Genomic DNA, 15,357 nt, shown 5'->3' on the forward strand with positions numbered 1-15,357 from the left:
ATGGGGGTTGGTCTGGGGTAGAAAACACCCGGATGCCTGAATATAGCTGGCAAACGGCAAGAGAGGAAGGGGAATTCGCCGGGTGGACGACAGGACAGGCGGGGGAGACGGTATCGGAGGTGATGTCCGGATCCTCCCGCTATCTATTGTGGCGGCGATGCTTTACAGGAAGTATTTTTAACTGTTCCCTGTACTTAGCCACTGTGCGGCGGGCGATCTGGATGTTCTGTTTGGCCAGAATTTCAGCAATGTCGTTGTCGCTCAGGGGTTTTATCCTGTCCTCTTCCTGGATCATCTTGAGGATGGTGTTCCTGATTGATTCCGAGGCCAGGGCCTCTCCGCCGTTACGCGGGATCGCGGTCGAAAAGAAATACTTCAGTTCGTAAATCCCCTGCGGGGTATGGACGTACTTGTTTGAAGTGACCCGGCTGATCGTCGATTCATGCATGTCGATGTCCTCGGCGACATCGCGGAGGATCAGCGGCTTGAGGTGCCCCGGTCCATGCTCGAAGAATTCATACTGGAATTTGAGCAGACTCTCCATGACCTTGTAGATTGTCCGCTGCCGCTGATGGATCGATTTGATGAACCATTCGGCATTCTTCAGCTTATCGTGGATATAGTGGCGGGACTCCTTCTGCAACCCCTTGTCGTTGAGCAATTCCTGGTAGTGGGACGATAGCTTCAGCTGCGGCAGGTCGTCGTCGTTGAGCCGGATGATATACTCGCCGTCGATCTTCCGGACGTAGACATCGGGGACGATGTAGTTGGTGTTTTCCTCGGCGTAGGGCAGTCCGGGGTAGGGGGTGAGCTGCTTGATGATGTATTCGATCGCCTTGGTAATCTCGGATTTCTTGTGGCCGGTGGCCCGCATCAGGGCCTTGTAGTTGCGGGTTTCGAGCAGGGGGAGATGGTCCCGGACGATCTCGGCGGCGAGAGAGTCGGCCATCCCGAGCCGCTCCAACTGCAGCAGCAGTGATTCGGTGACATTCCGGGCTGCGATCCCGGGCGGGTCGAGATCCTGGATGACCTCGAGGATATATTCGGCCTCATCGTGGGTGGATTCGGTCTGGGACATGATCTCGTCGAGATCGACCTCGAGAAAGCCATAACGGTTGAGGTTGCCGATGATGTAGAGGGCGATGTCCCATTCGTGGTCATCGAGTTCGGCATGGGCCAATTGCCAATGGAGGTAGGCGGAAAGTCCCGGTTTTGCGGAGATGAAATCGAACTGGGACGGGGCGTCGGCGGCGGGGACTTCATGGGCGAAGGAAAAATTGCTGTCGAAGTTGTTGGCGTAATCCTCCCAGTTGATCTCGGACAGGTTGTCCGAGACGGCCACCCGTTCGGTGAAGTCCTCCTCTCTTCCCGGTTCCAGGTTTTCGAGCGTCGAGGACAGGCCGTGGGTTGCCTCGGTGGTATCGATCTGTGAGAGTTCCTCCTCCAGGGCGGGGTTCTGCTCCAGTTCGGCCTGCAGGGCATTGGAGAGCTCGAGCCGGTTCAACTGCAGCAGCCGGATGGCCTGCCGCAACTGCGGCGTCATCACCAGTTTCTGGGCCAGCTTGAGCTGTTGTCGGAGTTCCAGTGCCATAGATCTCTTTACATGCTGAAATTTTCGCCGAGGTACATCTTGCGGGCCACCTCGCTCTCGATGATGTCTTCCGCCACGCCGCTGGTCAGGATCTGCCCGGCGTTCATGATGTAAGCGAAATCACAGACCTGGAGCGTCTCCCGGACGTTGTGATCGGAGATCAGGATGCCGAGGCCCTTGTCCTTCAGGCCGTGGATGATCTTCTGCAACTCGATGACGGCCAGCGGGTCGATCCCGGCGAAGGGCTCGTCGAGGAGGATGAAGCGGGGCCGGGTGGACAGCGACCGCATGATTTCGACCCGCCGCCGCTCGCCGCCGGAGAGGGCATAGCCCTTGTTGTGGCGCAGGTACTCGATGCCGAGATCGGCCATCAACTCGTTGATCCGGTTGCTGATCTCGTTTTTGCTCAGTCCCAGCGGCTCGAGGATGATGCGGACATTCTCTTCGACGGTCAGCTTCTTGAATACCGATGGCTCCTGGGCCAGGTAGGATATTCCCTTCAGCGCCCGTTTGTGTATCGGCAGATTGGTGATCGTTTCCCCGTCGAGCAGGATATGACCGCTGGTGGGACGGATAAACCCGGCGATCGAGTAGAAGGAGGTTGTCTTGCCAGCCCCGTTCGGTCCGAGCAATCCGACCACGACCCCGGTGTTGACCTGAAGGCTGACGCCGTCAACAACCGTGCGGTTGCCGTACCGCTTGACGATATTTTTTGTCTCCAGCAGGGACATGGCGATATTGTTGCCGTTCTATTTCTGGATAATGGTCATGTTGACCCGGCCCGGTTTCGATGCGCCCTTGCCGGAATCCCCGACCGTGGTTTTTGTTCTCTTTGCCCCGCCGACAACCTCTGAACGCCCTTCGTCCATGTAGTAGACAATCTTCTCGCCGCTGACCATATTCTGCCCCTGGTAGGCCTTGGCGTTGTCCATCAGGATGACCTGCCGCTCCTTGGCCAGGTAGATCATTTTCTTCGAGGTCCCGAGCCACTCTTTCTTCGAGACCTCGACATTGCCGGTGCAGATGATCTTCTCCACCTGCTGGCTGGCGGTCTTCTGTCCTTTCTTGTTCGGTTTGGCCGGTGTGTAGAAGACAGTCATCTCGTTGGCGCGGATGCGCACATCCGCCTGACGCGCATCGACGTTGCCGGTAAACAGCACGGTATTGGTCTTTTCGGTCGAGGACATCTTGTCGGCCTCGATCTGGATCGGGGCATCCGCCGCAACCGCGGGCATGACGGCGAGGCAGCAGAGGATAGCGGCAAGACAGGAGGATCTGAACATGTGGGTGAACATTCGCATCATCGTGAATCTCCGGTGAACAGGGGGAAATCTCCTTTGCAATTACCGAGCCCATCGTAGCTTAATCCCTTGGAAATGTAAAGAAGGCTGTTCCGGTCCTGTCGAAACAGTCCTTTACTAAACAGCGGCGACTCAGTACAATGCTTGCAGAATTGGGGCCTTGACCACGATCATGACATGATTTCCGGTTGATAAATTCTCTTTCGGTTCCCCCATAGAAAATTTTGGTCCACTCACGGATAGTGCAATGCAAGAAAGTATCGAGAAGGCAAAAATCCTGATTGAATCTCTGCCCTACATGCAGAAATTCAGGAACAAGGTGGTGGTCATCAAGTACGGTGGTCACGCGATGGTCGATGAGCACCTGAAGCGGCAGTTCGCCCTCGACGTCATCCTGCTCAAGCAGATCGGCATCAACCCGGTGATCGTCCACGGCGGCGGACCGCAGATCAACCGCTTCCTCGACCGCCTCGACATCAAGCCCAGCTATGTCCAGGGGATGCGGGTCACCGACGGCGAGACCATGGACGTGGTCGAGATGGTTCTGGTCGGCAAGGTCAACAAGGAGATCGTCGGCCTGATCAACCACTGCGGCGGCAAGGCGGTCGGCCTGTCCGGGCGCGACGGCGATCTGGTCTGCGCCCGGAAGCTGCAGATGAGCAGCAGGGCCAAGGGCGACGACATCAAGGACGCCCCGCCCGAACTGATCGACCTCGGCCGGGTCGGCCAGGTGACCAAAATCAATCCGGAGGTCCTGGAAAGCCTGTCCCAGGCCGATTTCATCCCGGTCATCGCCCCGGTGGGAGTCGGGGAGGATGGGCAGGCCTTCAACATCAACGCCGACCTGGTGGCCGGAGCCATTGCCGGTGAACTGGCGGCCGAGAAGTTGATGTTGCTGACCGACGTGACCGGCGTCAAGGACAAGCAGGGGATGCTCATCCCTTCACTGTCCCGCCAGGATATCGAACCGCTGATCGCCGACGGCACCCTGACCGGCGGCATGATCCCCAAGGTCCGGTGCTGCGAGGCGGCGCTGGCGCGCGGGGTGGCCAAGACATACATAATAGACGGCAGGGTCGAGCATGCGATCCTGCTCGAGATGTTCACCCGGGAAGGGGTGGGAACGGAGATTTGCTGATGATCACGAACGAGCAGTTGAAGGCCAGGGCCGACAAGGTATTTGTTGCGACGTATGCACGATTTCCGGCGGCGATGATCAAGGGGGATGGGTGTCGTCTGTGGGATGCCGACGGGCGGGAATATCTCGATTTTCTCTCGGGGATCGCGGTCTGCGCCCTCGGTCACTGCCATCCGGCGGTGACCGCGGCCATCTGCCGCCAGGCGGCCGAACTGGTCCACGTCTCCAACCTGTACTATACCGAGCCCCAGACCAGGCTGGCCGAACTCCTTGTCGCCAACTCCTTTGCCGACAAGGTCTTCCTCGCCAACAGCGGCGCCGAGGCCAACGAGGCGGCGATCAAGCTGGCCCGCATCCATGCCGGGGAGGGACGCTATCAGGTCATCTCGCTGGCCGGCTCCTTTCATGGCCGGACCCTGGCCACTGTCGCCGCCACCGGCCAGACCAGATTCCACAAGGGGTTCGACCCGCTGCCGGAAGGTTTTGTCCATGCCCCGTTCGGCGATCTCGCCGCCATCGAGGAACTGATCGGCGACCAGACCTGCGCCGTCCTCTGCGAACCGCTGCAGGGCGAGGGCGGAGTGCGGCCGCTGGAGGCCGCGTATCTGCAGGGGATCAGGGAGCTGTGCACCAGGCACGGTCTGACGCTGATCTTTGACGAGGTGCAGACCGGCATCGGCCGGACCGGAACCCTGTTCGCCTACCACCAGATGGGCATACAGCCCGACATCATGACCGTCGCCAAGGCCCTCGGCAACGGTCTGCCGATCGGGGCGATGCTGACGACCGACGCCATTGCCGCCGCCTTCACCCCCGGCACCCATGCCTCGACCTTCGGCGGCAATCCGGTGGTGGCGGCGGCCGCCGTGGCCAGCCTGGAGATCATTCTGGCCGAGGGCTTCCTTCCGGGAGTACGGCGGCGGGGGATGTATTTTCAGACGCAGCTGCAGCAGCTGGCGGCACGATTTCCCGACCTGGCGGAGGGGGTACGGGGCCTGGGCATGATTCTGGGGCTGGTGCTGACGGAGAAAGGGGTGGCCCTCGGCAGCGACATCGTCAAAAAGATGTTCGAGCGGGGCTTCCTCTGCAATTTCGCCGGCAATGTCGCCTTGCGTTTCGTGCCGCCGCTGATTGTCAGCGAGGAGGAGATCGATTGTTTCATTGCCGCGCTGGCCGATCTCCTGGCTGAGTATTGATGCCGGAAAACGGAGCGAAACCGGCCGCAGCCTGAGGATTTCCGGGAAAAATCTTTGCAAATGCCCTGCCTTTCATGTAAAAATACATCTTTTCTCCCTTGAAAATCAGCGTGAGAAGGTGCAGGGAGATGGCTGCCGGAGACCGTGGTCGGCCGGCGTGAACCTTGGGTGTCGGTTATGGCAAAGCATTTACTTTCACTGGAAGAATTCTCAAGAGACGAACTGGCGTATTTTGTCGAACGGGCGGTACAGCTCAAGCGTGAACGCAGCGAAGGGATGGCCCACCGGCAGCTGGCCGGTCGCACGATCGGCCTGATCTTCGAGAAACCCTCGACCCGGACCCGGGTCTCGTTCGAGGCGGCAATGTACGGGCTCGGCGGGCAGGTCATTTTCCTGTCCGCCCGCGACACCCAGCTGGCTCGCTCCGAGCCGTTGAAGGACATGGCCCGGGTCATGTCGCGCTATGTCGATGCGATGGTGGTGCGGACCTTCGGCCAGGACGTCGTCAATGAGCTCGCCGCCTACAGTTCCGTCCCGGTCATCAACGCCCTGACGGACCTTCACCATCCCTGTCAGATCCTCAGTGATATCATGACGATTCAGGAGAAGAAAGGTCCTCTCAGGAACCTGAGGATCGCCTGGATCGGCGACGGTAACAATATGGCCAATTCCTGGATTCAGGCCGCCGGCAAATTCGGTTTCGAGCTGGTCCTGGCCTGTCCCGAAGGGTATGAGCCCGATGCCGGGATCCTGGCCCGGAGCCGGGCCGAGGCCGCCGGCCAGATTGCCGTGATCCGCGATCCGAAGCTGGCGGTTGCCGGCGCCGACGTCGTCAATGTCGATGTCTGGGCCTCGATGGGGCAGGAGTCCGAGCAGAACGAACGTCTCAAGGTCTTCAGCAGCTATCAGGTCAACGCCGCGCTGCTGGCCAAGGCCCCGGCGGAGTCCATCGTCCTGCACTGCCTTCCCGCCCACCGCGGCGAAGAGATCACCGACGAGGTCCTCGAGTCGGCGCAGTGCGTGGCCTTTGACCAGGCGGAAAACAAGATGCATATCCACAAGGCGATTCTCGAAAAATTCATCGCCTGAGAAGAGAGTGAAACTTTGAGGAAATGTCCGCATTTCCATTTTCAATTGAGGTAAACAGATATGGATGTACAGAAGATCGTTCTGGCCTACTCCGGCGGGCTGGACACGTCGGTCATACTCAAGTGGCTGGCCGAGGAATACCAGTGTTCGGTCATCGCCTATTCGGCCGACATCGGTCAGGAGGAAGACTGGGATGCGGTGCGGGCCAAGGGCCTGGCGACCGGGGCGGAGAAGGTCATCGTCTCCGATCTGAAGACCGAGTTCGTCGAGAACTATATCTTCCCGGCCTTCCGCTCCAATGCCATCTACGAGGGATCGTATCTCCTCGGCACCTCGCTGGCGCGGCCGCTGATCGCCAAGGAACAGGTGCGGATCGCCCTGGAGGAGGGCGCCGATGCCGTCAGCCATGGCGCCACCGGCAAGGGTAACGACCAGGTCCGGTTCGAGCTGGCCTATATCGGTCTGGCGCCGAAACTGAAGATCATCGCCCCGTGGCGGCTGTGGAACCTCAATTCGCGGCAGAAGCTGGTCGAATTCGCCCGGCAGCATGCCATCCCGATCCCGGTGACCAAGGAAAAACCGTACAGCTCCGACGAGAACCTGCTGCACATCAGTTTCGAGGGCGGCATCCTCGAGGATCCGTGGAACGAACCCGACCCGGCGATGTTCAAGCTGACCGTGGCCCCCGAGCAGGCCCCCGACAAGCCGACCTATCTCGAGGTCGAGTTCCGCCACGGTGATCCGGTGGCCCTCGACGGCCGGAGGCTCGAGCCTCTGCCCCTGTTCCAGATCCTGAACAAGCTGGGCGGCGCCAACGGCATCGGCCGGCTCGATCTGGTGGAGAACCGCTTCGTCGGCATGAAATCGCACGGGGTTTACGAGACGCCGGGCGGGACCATCCTGCGCGAGGCCCACCGGGCGCTGGAGACCATCACCCTCGACCGCGAGGTCATGCGGATCCGCGATTCCCTGGTGCCCCGCTACTCCGAGTTGATCTACAACGGCTTCTGGTTCTCGCCGGAGCGGGAGCTGCTGCAGACGACGATGGACGCCTGCCAGAGAACCGTCAACGGCACCGTCAGGCTCAAACTGTACAAGGGCAACTGCACCGTCGTCGGCCGCAAGTCCGATCAATCGCTGTACCAGGAGAGTTTTGCCACCTTCGAGGAGGACACCGTCTACGACCAGGCCGATGCCACCGGTTTCATCCGCCTCAACGGGCTGCGCCTGCGGATCCAGGCCCTCCAGAACAGATGACGGTATGAGCGGACAGGACAAGATGGGTTCAGCAAAACTGTGGGGCGGCCGTTTTTCCGCCTCGACCGCCGCCTCGGTCGAGGCCTTCACCGCCTCGATCCATTATGACAGCCGGCTCTACCGCTACGATATCGCCGGCAGCAGGGCCCATGCGACGATGCTGGCCGATCGCGGCATCCTCAGCGGTGAGGAACTGGCCGACATCCTCCGCGGCCTGACCGAGATCGAGCAGGAGATCGATGCCGGGACCTTCCGGTTCCGGCGCGAGCTCGAGGATATTCACATGAATATCGAAAAGTCCCTGGTCGAACGGATCGGCCCGGCGGGGGCCAGGCTGCACAGCGCCCGCAGCCGCAACGACCAGATCGCCCTCGACCTGAAGATGTACCTGCGCGACCAGTGCGACATCATCGGCGACCTGCTGACCGGGGTCCAGAAGGCCTTCGTTGTGCTGGCCCGCCAGTATCTCGGCCACGTGATGCCGGGGTACACCCATATGCAGCGGGCCCAGCCGGTGCTCGTCTCCCACCACCTGCTGGCCTATTACGAGATGTTCGGTCGCGACCGGACGCGGCTGGCCGACTGCCGCCGGCGGATGAACCTCTCCCCGTTAGGCAGTGCCGCCATGGCCGGCAGCGGGCTGCCGATCGACCGCGAGCAGGTGGCGGCGGCCCTCGATTTCGACGGGGTCACCGCCAACTCCATGGATACCGTCGGCGACCGCGATTTCGCCATCGAGTTCGTCAGCTGCTGCACCCTGGTCCAGCTGCACCTGTCGCGGCTGTCCGAGGAACTGGTGCTGTGGTCGACCGAGGAGTTCTCCTTTGTCGACATCGCCGATGCCTTCTGCACCGGGTCGTCGATCATGCCGCAGAAGAAAAACCCGGATATTCCGGAGCTGATCCGGGGCAAAAGCGGCCGGGTGGTCGGCAGCCTGATGACCCTCATCACCCTGGTCAAAGGCCTGCCGCTGACCTACAACCGCGACCTGCAGGAAGACAAGGAACCGGTCTTCGATGCGGTCGACACCGTCGCCGCCTCGCTGTCGATCATGGCCGAGCTGCTGCGCAACCTGCGATTTAAGACGGAGAGGATGGCCGAGGCGACCCGACATGGCTGCATGACGGCCACCGATCTCGCCGATTATCTGGTGGTAAAAGGTGTTCCTTTTCGAGAGGCGCATGGTATTGTGGGCCGTGCGGTGGCATTCTGTATCGACCAGGGGTGCGAACTGGAGGACCTGACGATCGAGCAGCTGCAGCACCACTCCAGGCTTATCGAAGAAGATGTCTTTGAGGTACTGCGTGTCGAAGGTTCGGTCAACAGCCGCATCTCTACCGGAGGGACCGGGCTGCGGCGGGTGGAAGAGGCGGTCAGTCTTGCTGAAAAACAAATGGGGATTGCGTGATGAGGATATTACACAGGGCCGTTGTCGCTGGGGCAAGTCTGTTGCTGGGTGCATCCTTGCTGGTGGTCGGGGGGTGCGGATACAAAAATCATCCGGTGCCGCCGGAAACGGTCGTCCCGCAGGCGATCAAGGATCTGGGCTTTGAAACGGATGAGAAAGGAGTGACACTGGCCTGGACCTATCCGATGGAGACCGTCAGGGGAAAGGATATCGAGACTATCTCCTCCTTCGAACTGTACCGGGCGGAAATCCCCCTCAAGGATTACTGCAGCACCTGTCCGATCCCCTTTGTCGACCCGGTTGAGCAGCCGGCGGGCCTGACCACCGAGGACGGCAAGGCGAGAAAGGCCGTTTTCACCATGTCCGGACTCAAACCGGGATACAAGTATTTCTTCAAGGTCCGCTCCCGGACCAGCTGGTTTGCCGAGAGTGCCGATTCCAATATCATTACCTTTATCTGGCAGGTGCCGGCCAGGGCGCCTGAGAATCTGACCGCCAAGGTCGGCAACAGGGAGATCGTCCTGAAATGGCAGCCGGTGACCATGCTCCGCGATGGCGGCCCGGTAGGCAACCCGCTGCAGTATCAGGTACTGCGCAGCACCGGCGGCCGGGATTTCGAGAAGATCGGGGTGGTTGAGGGGACGTCCTTTGTCGATCGCCAGGTTGCGATCAAGCAGCAGTACACCTATCAGGTGCAGTCGCAGCTCCTGGTCGGCAAGGAAGTCGTTGCCGGCGGGATGAGCCGGCCGGTCTCGACCCTGGCCGCCGATCTGACCCCTCCCGCCGCGCCGACCGGTGTCTCCGCGATTGAAACGGATATGGGGATCAAGGTGCTGTGGGAAAAATCGGCCGAAGAAGACCTGGGCGGATACAGGGTCTACCGCCGCACCGCCGCCGCGAAGGGAATGTCCCTGGTCGGCGAGGTCGAACCGGCCTTTACGCTGTTCGTCGATACCAAGGCTGAACCCGGCGTACGCTACTACTATGCGGTAACGGCCATCGACCAGGGCACCCCGGCCAATGAGAGCGCGAAATCGGCCGAGGCGACGACCAGGGATTAACACGCTTGTGTAATACTGCCAGGTGAGGCCGTGCCTGGGTGGCGAACCCTCCAAGTCATCGGATATTTCCGGCTGGAGGGTTCACTTGTCTGTATCTGCGGAAAAGCGGAGAGCCGCAGCCGATTTTAACATCATAATGAGCATATTTCCGTTGGCCTTCGCCAAAATGAGCGGTGCCGGCAATGACTTCGTCATCATCGATCATCGTCGCCCACTGCTTGATCCTGCAGACCAGCCTGATTTTGCCCGCAAGATCTGCCGGCGGAAATTCTCGGTCGGCGCCGACGGCCTGATCCTGCTTGAAGACAGTGATGTGGCCGATTTCAAGTGGCAATTCTACAATGCCGACGGCTCCGTGGCCGAGATGTGCGGCAATGGCGCCAGATGCGCCGCCAGATTTGCCTATCGGCATGGAATTGCGGGAAAAACGATGCGTTTTGAGACCATTGCCGGGGCGATCGAGGCCGAAATCCTCGACGAAGACGAAACCGTCAGCGTGCTGATGACCGACCCGGTCGATCATCGGCCCGATCGCACGATCGATGTCGACGGCCGGCACCTGACCGTTGCCTCGATCAACACCGGGGTCCCGCATGCAGTTATTTTTATTGACGTGGAGACCATTCCCGTTAAAGAATGGGGAAGAGAGATCCGTTTTCATCAAGTGTTTCAGCCGGCAGGGACGAACGTCAACTTTGCCCGCCTGCTGCCGGATGGAAGACTCCATGTCCGTACCTATGAACGCGGAGTCGAGGACGAGACCATGGCCTGTGGCACCGGGGCGGTGGCCGCAGCGCTCATCGCCGGTCTGCGGCGTATGGTCCGGCCGCCCGTACAGGTCGTTACCTCCGGCGGTGAACGGCTGACAGTCGCCTTCGACCTGCCGGAGGGTCGCGGGATCGGCAACGTCCATCTGCAGGGACCGGCGCGGCTGATCTACGAAGGGCTGCTGACCGCCGAATCCCTGCTCTGAGAGCATCGGGATCGCGCAAGGAAGATAATAAAGGCAGGAATTTTTGGAGGAACGAAACATGAAGAAATTCCATGGCGCATATGTCGCGATAGTCACACCGTTTATCGATGGCCGACTGGACGAGCAGGGGTTTGTCGATCTGATCGAATTCCAGATCGCCCAGGGGACCCATGGAATCGTGCCATGTGGAACCACCGGAGAATCGGCGACCCTTGATTTCAACGAGCACAAGCGGGTGATCGAGCTGACCGTGCAGACGGTGGCCGGGCGGGTGCCGGTGGTTGCCGGGACCGGGGCCAACAACACCCTCGAGGCCATCGAACTGACGGAGAGTGCCAGGGAGAGCGGCGCCGATGCCGTGCTGTCGGTGACGCCGTACTACAACAAGCCGAATGCCGAAGGCCTCTACCAGCATTTCAAGGCCATTGCCGAGGCCGTCGACATCCCGATGTTCCTGTACAACGTGCCGGGACGGACGGCCATCAACATGCTGCCCGAGACCGTGGCCCGGCTGGCCGAGGTCAAAAATATCATCGGCATCAAGGAGGCCTGCGGCAGTATCGAACAGGTGAGCGATGTCCTCCGCCTCTGTCCCGACGACTTCATCGTCCTGTCCGGCGACGATTTCACCGCGATGCCGACCGTGTTGCTGGGCGGCAAAGGCGTCATCTCGGTCATCTCCAATGTCTATCCCAAAGGGATGGCCGAGCTGATGGAAGCGGCGCTGGCCGGCGATCTGGCCAAGGCCAATGCCCTGCATTTCCGGATGTATCCCCTGATGAAGGCCCTGTTCTGCGCCCCGAATCCGGTGCCGGCCAAAGCGGGGATGGAATTGCTGGGCAAGATCCGCAGCGGTCTGCCCCGGCTGCCGCTGGCCCCGCTGGATGCAAGCGGGATCGACAAGCTGCGGGGAGCGATGGCCGGTCTGGGGTTGATCTGAGTCGGGCATTGAGACGACGGAACAGGAAGACGGGAGGAACGACACCATGATCAAGGTGATTATCGCCGGAGCAACCGGCAGGATGGGGCGGCGGGTGGCCCATATGGTCGGCGAGCATCCCCGGCTGGAGTATGCCGCGGCCTTCGAGGCCGCCGGCAATGCGAATATCGGCAGGGATGTCGGCGAGCTGCTCACCGGGACCGGGAGCGGCGTTGTTATTCGTGAGGGGTTGGAAGCGGTGATCGATCAGGGCGATGTGATCATCGACTTCACCTTTCACAAGGCAACGATGGAATTCGTCCGCCTGGCGGCCCGACACGGCAGGGCCATGGTGATCGGGACGACCGGCCTGTCGCCGGAGAACCTTGCCGAACTGAAGGAACTCAGCCGCAATTTCCCCTGCGTCCAATCGCCGAACATGTCGATCTGCGTCAATGTCCTGTTCAAACTGGTCAAGAAGACGGCGGCGATCCTGGGCGACGATTACGATATCGAGATCATCGAGGCCCACCATAACCGCAAGAAGGATGCCCCGAGCGGCACCGCCTTGAAACTCGGGGAAATGGCGGCCGCCGGGGTCAACCGGAATCTCAAGGATGTCGCGGTTTTCGAGCGCAACGGCATCATCGGTGAACGCAAACCCCACGAGATCGGCATCCAGTCGATCAGGGCGGCGGATATCGTCGGCGAGCATACGATATTCTATGCCGGACCGGGCGAACGGCTCGAGCTGTCGCATCGCGCCCACAGCCGGGACCATTTTGCCAAGGGAGCGGCAACGGCGGCGGCCTGGGTCGTCGGACAGGAATGCGGCCTCTACAGCATGTTCGATGTCCTGGGGTTGCAGGATTTCTGAAGCCGATCGATGGCGAACAGGGTGGAGAGGGTATTCATCGGTCTGGGATCGAATCTGGGCAACGGCAAGGAGGTGCTGACCGCGGCCTGGCGGGCTATCGGCGAGGTGGCGGAAATCGTGACCGTCGCCCTCTCGCACCCCTATGTTTCGTCACCGGTGGGGATGGCCAGCGCCAATTGGTTCACCAATGCCGTCGGTGAACTGCAGACGACGCTCCCTCCGCTGCAGGTGCTGGATAAGCTCCTGCAGATCGAAGCCGCGTTCGGCAGAACGAGGAACGAGCGGGCCGAAGGCTACGAGGATCGCACCCTCGATCTGGATATGCTCTCTTATGATGATATCATGGTTGATATCCCAGGACTAGTGCTGCCCCACCCGCGCTTGCAGGAGAGGCTGTTCGTCCTGCGGCCACTGGCCGAGATCGCTCCCGAGCTGTGGAGCAAGGCCCATGGGAAAACCGCCAGGGAGATGGAAGCGGAACTTGAGGCGCAGATGTCCCGGGGGAGTATTTCATTGCAGGAGATCGCCCGCCAGAACTGGGATTGAGCTGTCTATACCACCATAATATCAGCGTATTAGTTAACCTCAGATTCGTACATTCTCTGTGCGCTGGTAATGAGAGGAAATTGTGCTTCGGTTTGTCATCCTTGCCATTTTGATATTTCTCGCGTATCGGTTGCTGGTCGGGAGCCTGAAGGGCAGGCGGGATGTCGAGAAGAAAGCGGTACCGCCAAACAGCGACGCCAAGGTCAGCGATGTGCTTGTTGAAGACCCTGTGTGCCATACCCTTGTGCCGCGCCAGCAGGCCATTCACTTACAGCACAAGGGCGAGATCATCTATTTCTGCAGCGAAAAGTGCTGCAACATTTTTATCCAACAGGGAGAAGAGAAATGAAATTCTTTATTGATACCGCTAATATAAATGAGATAAAACAAGGTGTGGAAATGGGGATGGTTGATGGGGTGACCACCAATCCATCCCTCATCGCCAAAGAAAACAAACCGTTCGAGGCGATCATCACCGAGATCTGTCAGATCGTCGATGGCCCGATCAGCGCCGAAGTGGTCAGTCTCGATACCGAAGGGATGGTCGGCGAGGCCCGGAAACTGGCGGCGATCAACGACAATATCGTCGTCAAGGTGCCGATGACCACCGAGGGGCTCAAGGCGGTCAGGCGGCTTGCCGCCGAAGGAATCAAGACCAATGTGACGCTGGTCTTCTCGACGGCGCAGGCCCTGCTCGCCGCCAAGGCCGGGGCAACCTACGTCAGTCCCTTTGTCGGGCGACTGGACGATATCGGCGTCAGCGGCATGGATCTGATCCAGGATATCATGACCGTATTCAGCAATTACGGCTACCAGAGCGAGGTGATCGTGGCCAGCATCCGCAGCCCGCAGCATGTCGTCGATGCGGCCTTGATCGGGGCGGATGTCGCCACCATTCCCTTCAAGGTTATCGCGCAACTGGCCAAACATCCTCTTACCGATAGCGGAATCGAGCAATTTCTGGCGGATTGGGATAAGAGAAAGAAATAGCGGTTTAAAATTCAATTTTTTCTCGAGAGGATCCGTGTGAAGAGACGATGTTCCTGGACAACGCTTGTGGTGGCAGGGTCGCTGGTCTGTCTCTTTGCAGCAGTTGAAGGTCGGGCCGACATGTTCGTCTGCGATGATGGCCGGGGGAGAACGCATTTTACCAATACCCCGACCGGGCAGAACTGCAAGCCCTTCACCCCTCGACAGAAATACATTGAAAGTCCCCGCAACACCTTCAGGGTGTACAGAGGGGATACCGCTTTTTCGTCTGCCGCTCCTTCGTCCTATGATCAGTATATCAAACAGGTCGGACGTATGTACAATATCGACCCGCACCTGATCAAGGCCGTGATACGGACTGAGTCTGGTTTCAATCACCGTGCCATTTCCCGAAAAGGCGCCCAGGGCCTGATGCAGCTGATGCCGGGAACGGCCGAGGACCTCAGGGTCGACAATCCCTTCAACCCGGGAGAAAATATTGATGGCGGAGTGCGCTACCTGCGAAGTCTTCTCGACACCTTTGACGGCAATCTGATCCTCTCCCTCGCGGCCTATAACGCCGGCCCAGGGTTGGTGAAGCGGACCGGCGGGGTCCCAAGGATTCCGGAAACCATTGATTATGTGCGTAAGGTCCTGTTCAATTACCGGATGTACAAGGCAACGGGTGGATGATACGGGAGCGGTCGACCTGAAGGCCTGTGGTCGATTCGAGGTCGAACGGGGATCAGTCGTCGATCTTGCCGAAGAGGTGACGACATCCTCCCCCCTTTCTGCTTGACTGAAGGGGAAGTGGTACGGTATAAGTTTTTCCCAGCGCCGGAGTGGTGAAACTGGTAGACGCACTGGACTCAAAATCCAGCGGAGGCAACTCCGTGTCGGTTCGATCCCGACCTCCGGCACCATTTAGTAACTAAGCGTGATTCTAAGATGTTCTTAGGGTCACGCTTTTGTTATTTCTGCTCCTGTCAGGGTGTTTCCATCCCCCGAGAGTAGTTCAAATATGTCGTTCCG

General features: G+C 59.8%; 16 protein-coding genes and 1 tRNA gene. 14 read left to right on the forward strand and 3 right to left on the reverse strand.

Going from position 1 to position 15,357, the window contains the following annotated elements; all coding sequences use genetic code 11:
* Positions 1-139 precede the first annotated feature (139 nt).
* Genes rpoN through lptA form a run of 3 tightly spaced genes read right to left on the reverse strand, consistent with a single transcriptional unit; the run spans position 140 to position 2,895 of the window.
* Positions 140-1,591: an RNA polymerase factor sigma-54 gene (rpoN, locus tag ACWGKN_RS15485; protein ID WP_035226666.1), complete on the reverse strand. Its 1,452-nt coding sequence runs from the start codon at positions 1,589-1,591 to the stop codon at positions 140-142.
* Positions 1,592-1,599: 8 nt separating this feature from the next.
* Complete coding sequence (gene lptB / locus ACWGKN_RS15490) at positions 1,600-2,322, reverse strand: LPS export ABC transporter ATP-binding protein (RefSeq protein ID WP_035226667.1); 723 nt, start codon at positions 2,320-2,322, stop codon at positions 1,600-1,602.
* An 18-nt stretch (positions 2,323-2,340) separates the two neighbouring features.
* Complete coding sequence (lptA, locus tag ACWGKN_RS15495) at positions 2,341-2,895, reverse strand: lipopolysaccharide transport periplasmic protein LptA (protein ID WP_052159654.1); 555 nt, start codon at positions 2,893-2,895, stop codon at positions 2,341-2,343.
* A 244-nt stretch (positions 2,896-3,139) separates the two neighbouring features.
* Here lptA and argB point away from each other — a divergent pair, with 244 nt between their 5' ends.
* The 14 genes from argB (at position 3,140) to ACWGKN_RS15565 (ending at position 15,248) form a co-directional block, all read left to right on the forward strand.
* The gene (gene argB, locus ACWGKN_RS15500; protein WP_035226668.1) at positions 3,140-4,030 is read left to right on the forward strand and encodes an acetylglutamate kinase; all 891 of its coding nucleotides are present in this window, start codon (positions 3,140-3,142) and stop codon (positions 4,028-4,030) included.
* Between the two features lie 2 nt (positions 4,031-4,032).
* Positions 4,033-5,226, forward strand: a complete 1,194-nt coding sequence (locus tag ACWGKN_RS15505; RefSeq protein WP_035226819.1) for an aspartate aminotransferase family protein — start codon at positions 4,033-4,035, stop codon at positions 5,224-5,226.
* Positions 5,227-5,403: 177 nt separating this feature from the next.
* Positions 5,404-6,315 carry an ornithine carbamoyltransferase gene (gene argF, locus ACWGKN_RS15510; RefSeq protein ID WP_452095581.1) on the forward strand — a complete coding sequence of 304 codons (912 nt, stop codon included), beginning with the start codon at positions 5,404-5,406 and terminating at the stop codon, positions 6,313-6,315.
* Between the two features lie 60 nt (positions 6,316-6,375).
* Positions 6,376-7,572 (forward strand): argininosuccinate synthase, encoded by a 1,197-nt coding sequence (locus ACWGKN_RS15515; RefSeq protein ID WP_035226671.1) that lies wholly within the window; start codon positions 6,376-6,378, stop codon positions 7,570-7,572.
* Positions 7,573-7,594: 22 nt separating this feature from the next.
* On the forward strand, positions 7,595-8,980 hold the full coding sequence (gene argH / locus ACWGKN_RS15520) for an argininosuccinate lyase (RefSeq protein WP_035226822.1): 1,386 nt from the start codon (positions 7,595-7,597) through the stop codon (positions 8,978-8,980).
* Positions 8,980-10,041 (forward strand): fibronectin type III domain-containing protein, encoded by a 1,062-nt coding sequence (locus ACWGKN_RS15525; protein WP_424252721.1) that lies wholly within the window; start codon positions 8,980-8,982, stop codon positions 10,039-10,041. The genes argH and ACWGKN_RS15525 overlap by 1 nt, the downstream gene beginning before the upstream one ends.
* A 151-nt stretch (positions 10,042-10,192) precedes the next feature.
* Positions 10,193-11,014: a diaminopimelate epimerase gene (gene dapF, locus ACWGKN_RS15530; protein WP_424252720.1), complete on the forward strand. Its 822-nt coding sequence runs from the start codon at positions 10,193-10,195 to the stop codon at positions 11,012-11,014.
* Between the two features lie 58 nt (positions 11,015-11,072).
* A complete protein-coding gene (gene dapA / locus ACWGKN_RS15535; protein ID WP_035226676.1) occupies positions 11,073-11,954 on the forward strand; it encodes a 4-hydroxy-tetrahydrodipicolinate synthase in 882 nt (293 codons plus the stop codon).
* A gap of 46 nt (positions 11,955-12,000) precedes the next feature.
* On the forward strand, positions 12,001-12,810 hold the full coding sequence (dapB, locus tag ACWGKN_RS15540) for a 4-hydroxy-tetrahydrodipicolinate reductase (RefSeq protein WP_035226679.1): 810 nt from the start codon (positions 12,001-12,003) through the stop codon (positions 12,808-12,810).
* A 9-nt stretch (positions 12,811-12,819) separates the two neighbouring features.
* Positions 12,820-13,356, forward strand: coding sequence for a 2-amino-4-hydroxy-6-hydroxymethyldihydropteridine diphosphokinase (folK, locus tag ACWGKN_RS15545; RefSeq protein ID WP_052159655.1), 537 nt, complete (start codon positions 12,820-12,822; stop codon positions 13,354-13,356).
* Positions 13,357-13,438: 82 nt separating this feature from the next.
* A complete protein-coding gene (locus ACWGKN_RS15550; protein ID WP_052159656.1) occupies positions 13,439-13,705 on the forward strand; it encodes a YHS domain-containing protein in 267 nt (88 codons plus the stop codon).
* The gene (fsa, locus tag ACWGKN_RS15555) at positions 13,702-14,346 is read left to right on the forward strand and encodes a fructose-6-phosphate aldolase (protein WP_452095582.1); all 645 of its coding nucleotides are present in this window, start codon (positions 13,702-13,704) and stop codon (positions 14,344-14,346) included. The genes ACWGKN_RS15550 and fsa overlap by 4 nt, the downstream gene beginning before the upstream one ends.
* 36 nt (positions 14,347-14,382) lie before the next feature.
* Entirely contained in the window at positions 14,383-15,018 is a 636-nt protein-coding gene (locus tag ACWGKN_RS15560; RefSeq protein WP_452095583.1) for a transglycosylase SLT domain-containing protein, read from the forward strand.
* Positions 15,019-15,161: 143 nt separating this feature from the next.
* A tRNA-Leu gene (locus ACWGKN_RS15565) sits at positions 15,162-15,248 on the forward strand.
* The last annotated feature ends 109 nt before the right edge of the window (positions 15,249-15,357 follow it).

The organism is Desulfoprunum sp. (genome assembly GCF_053613775.1).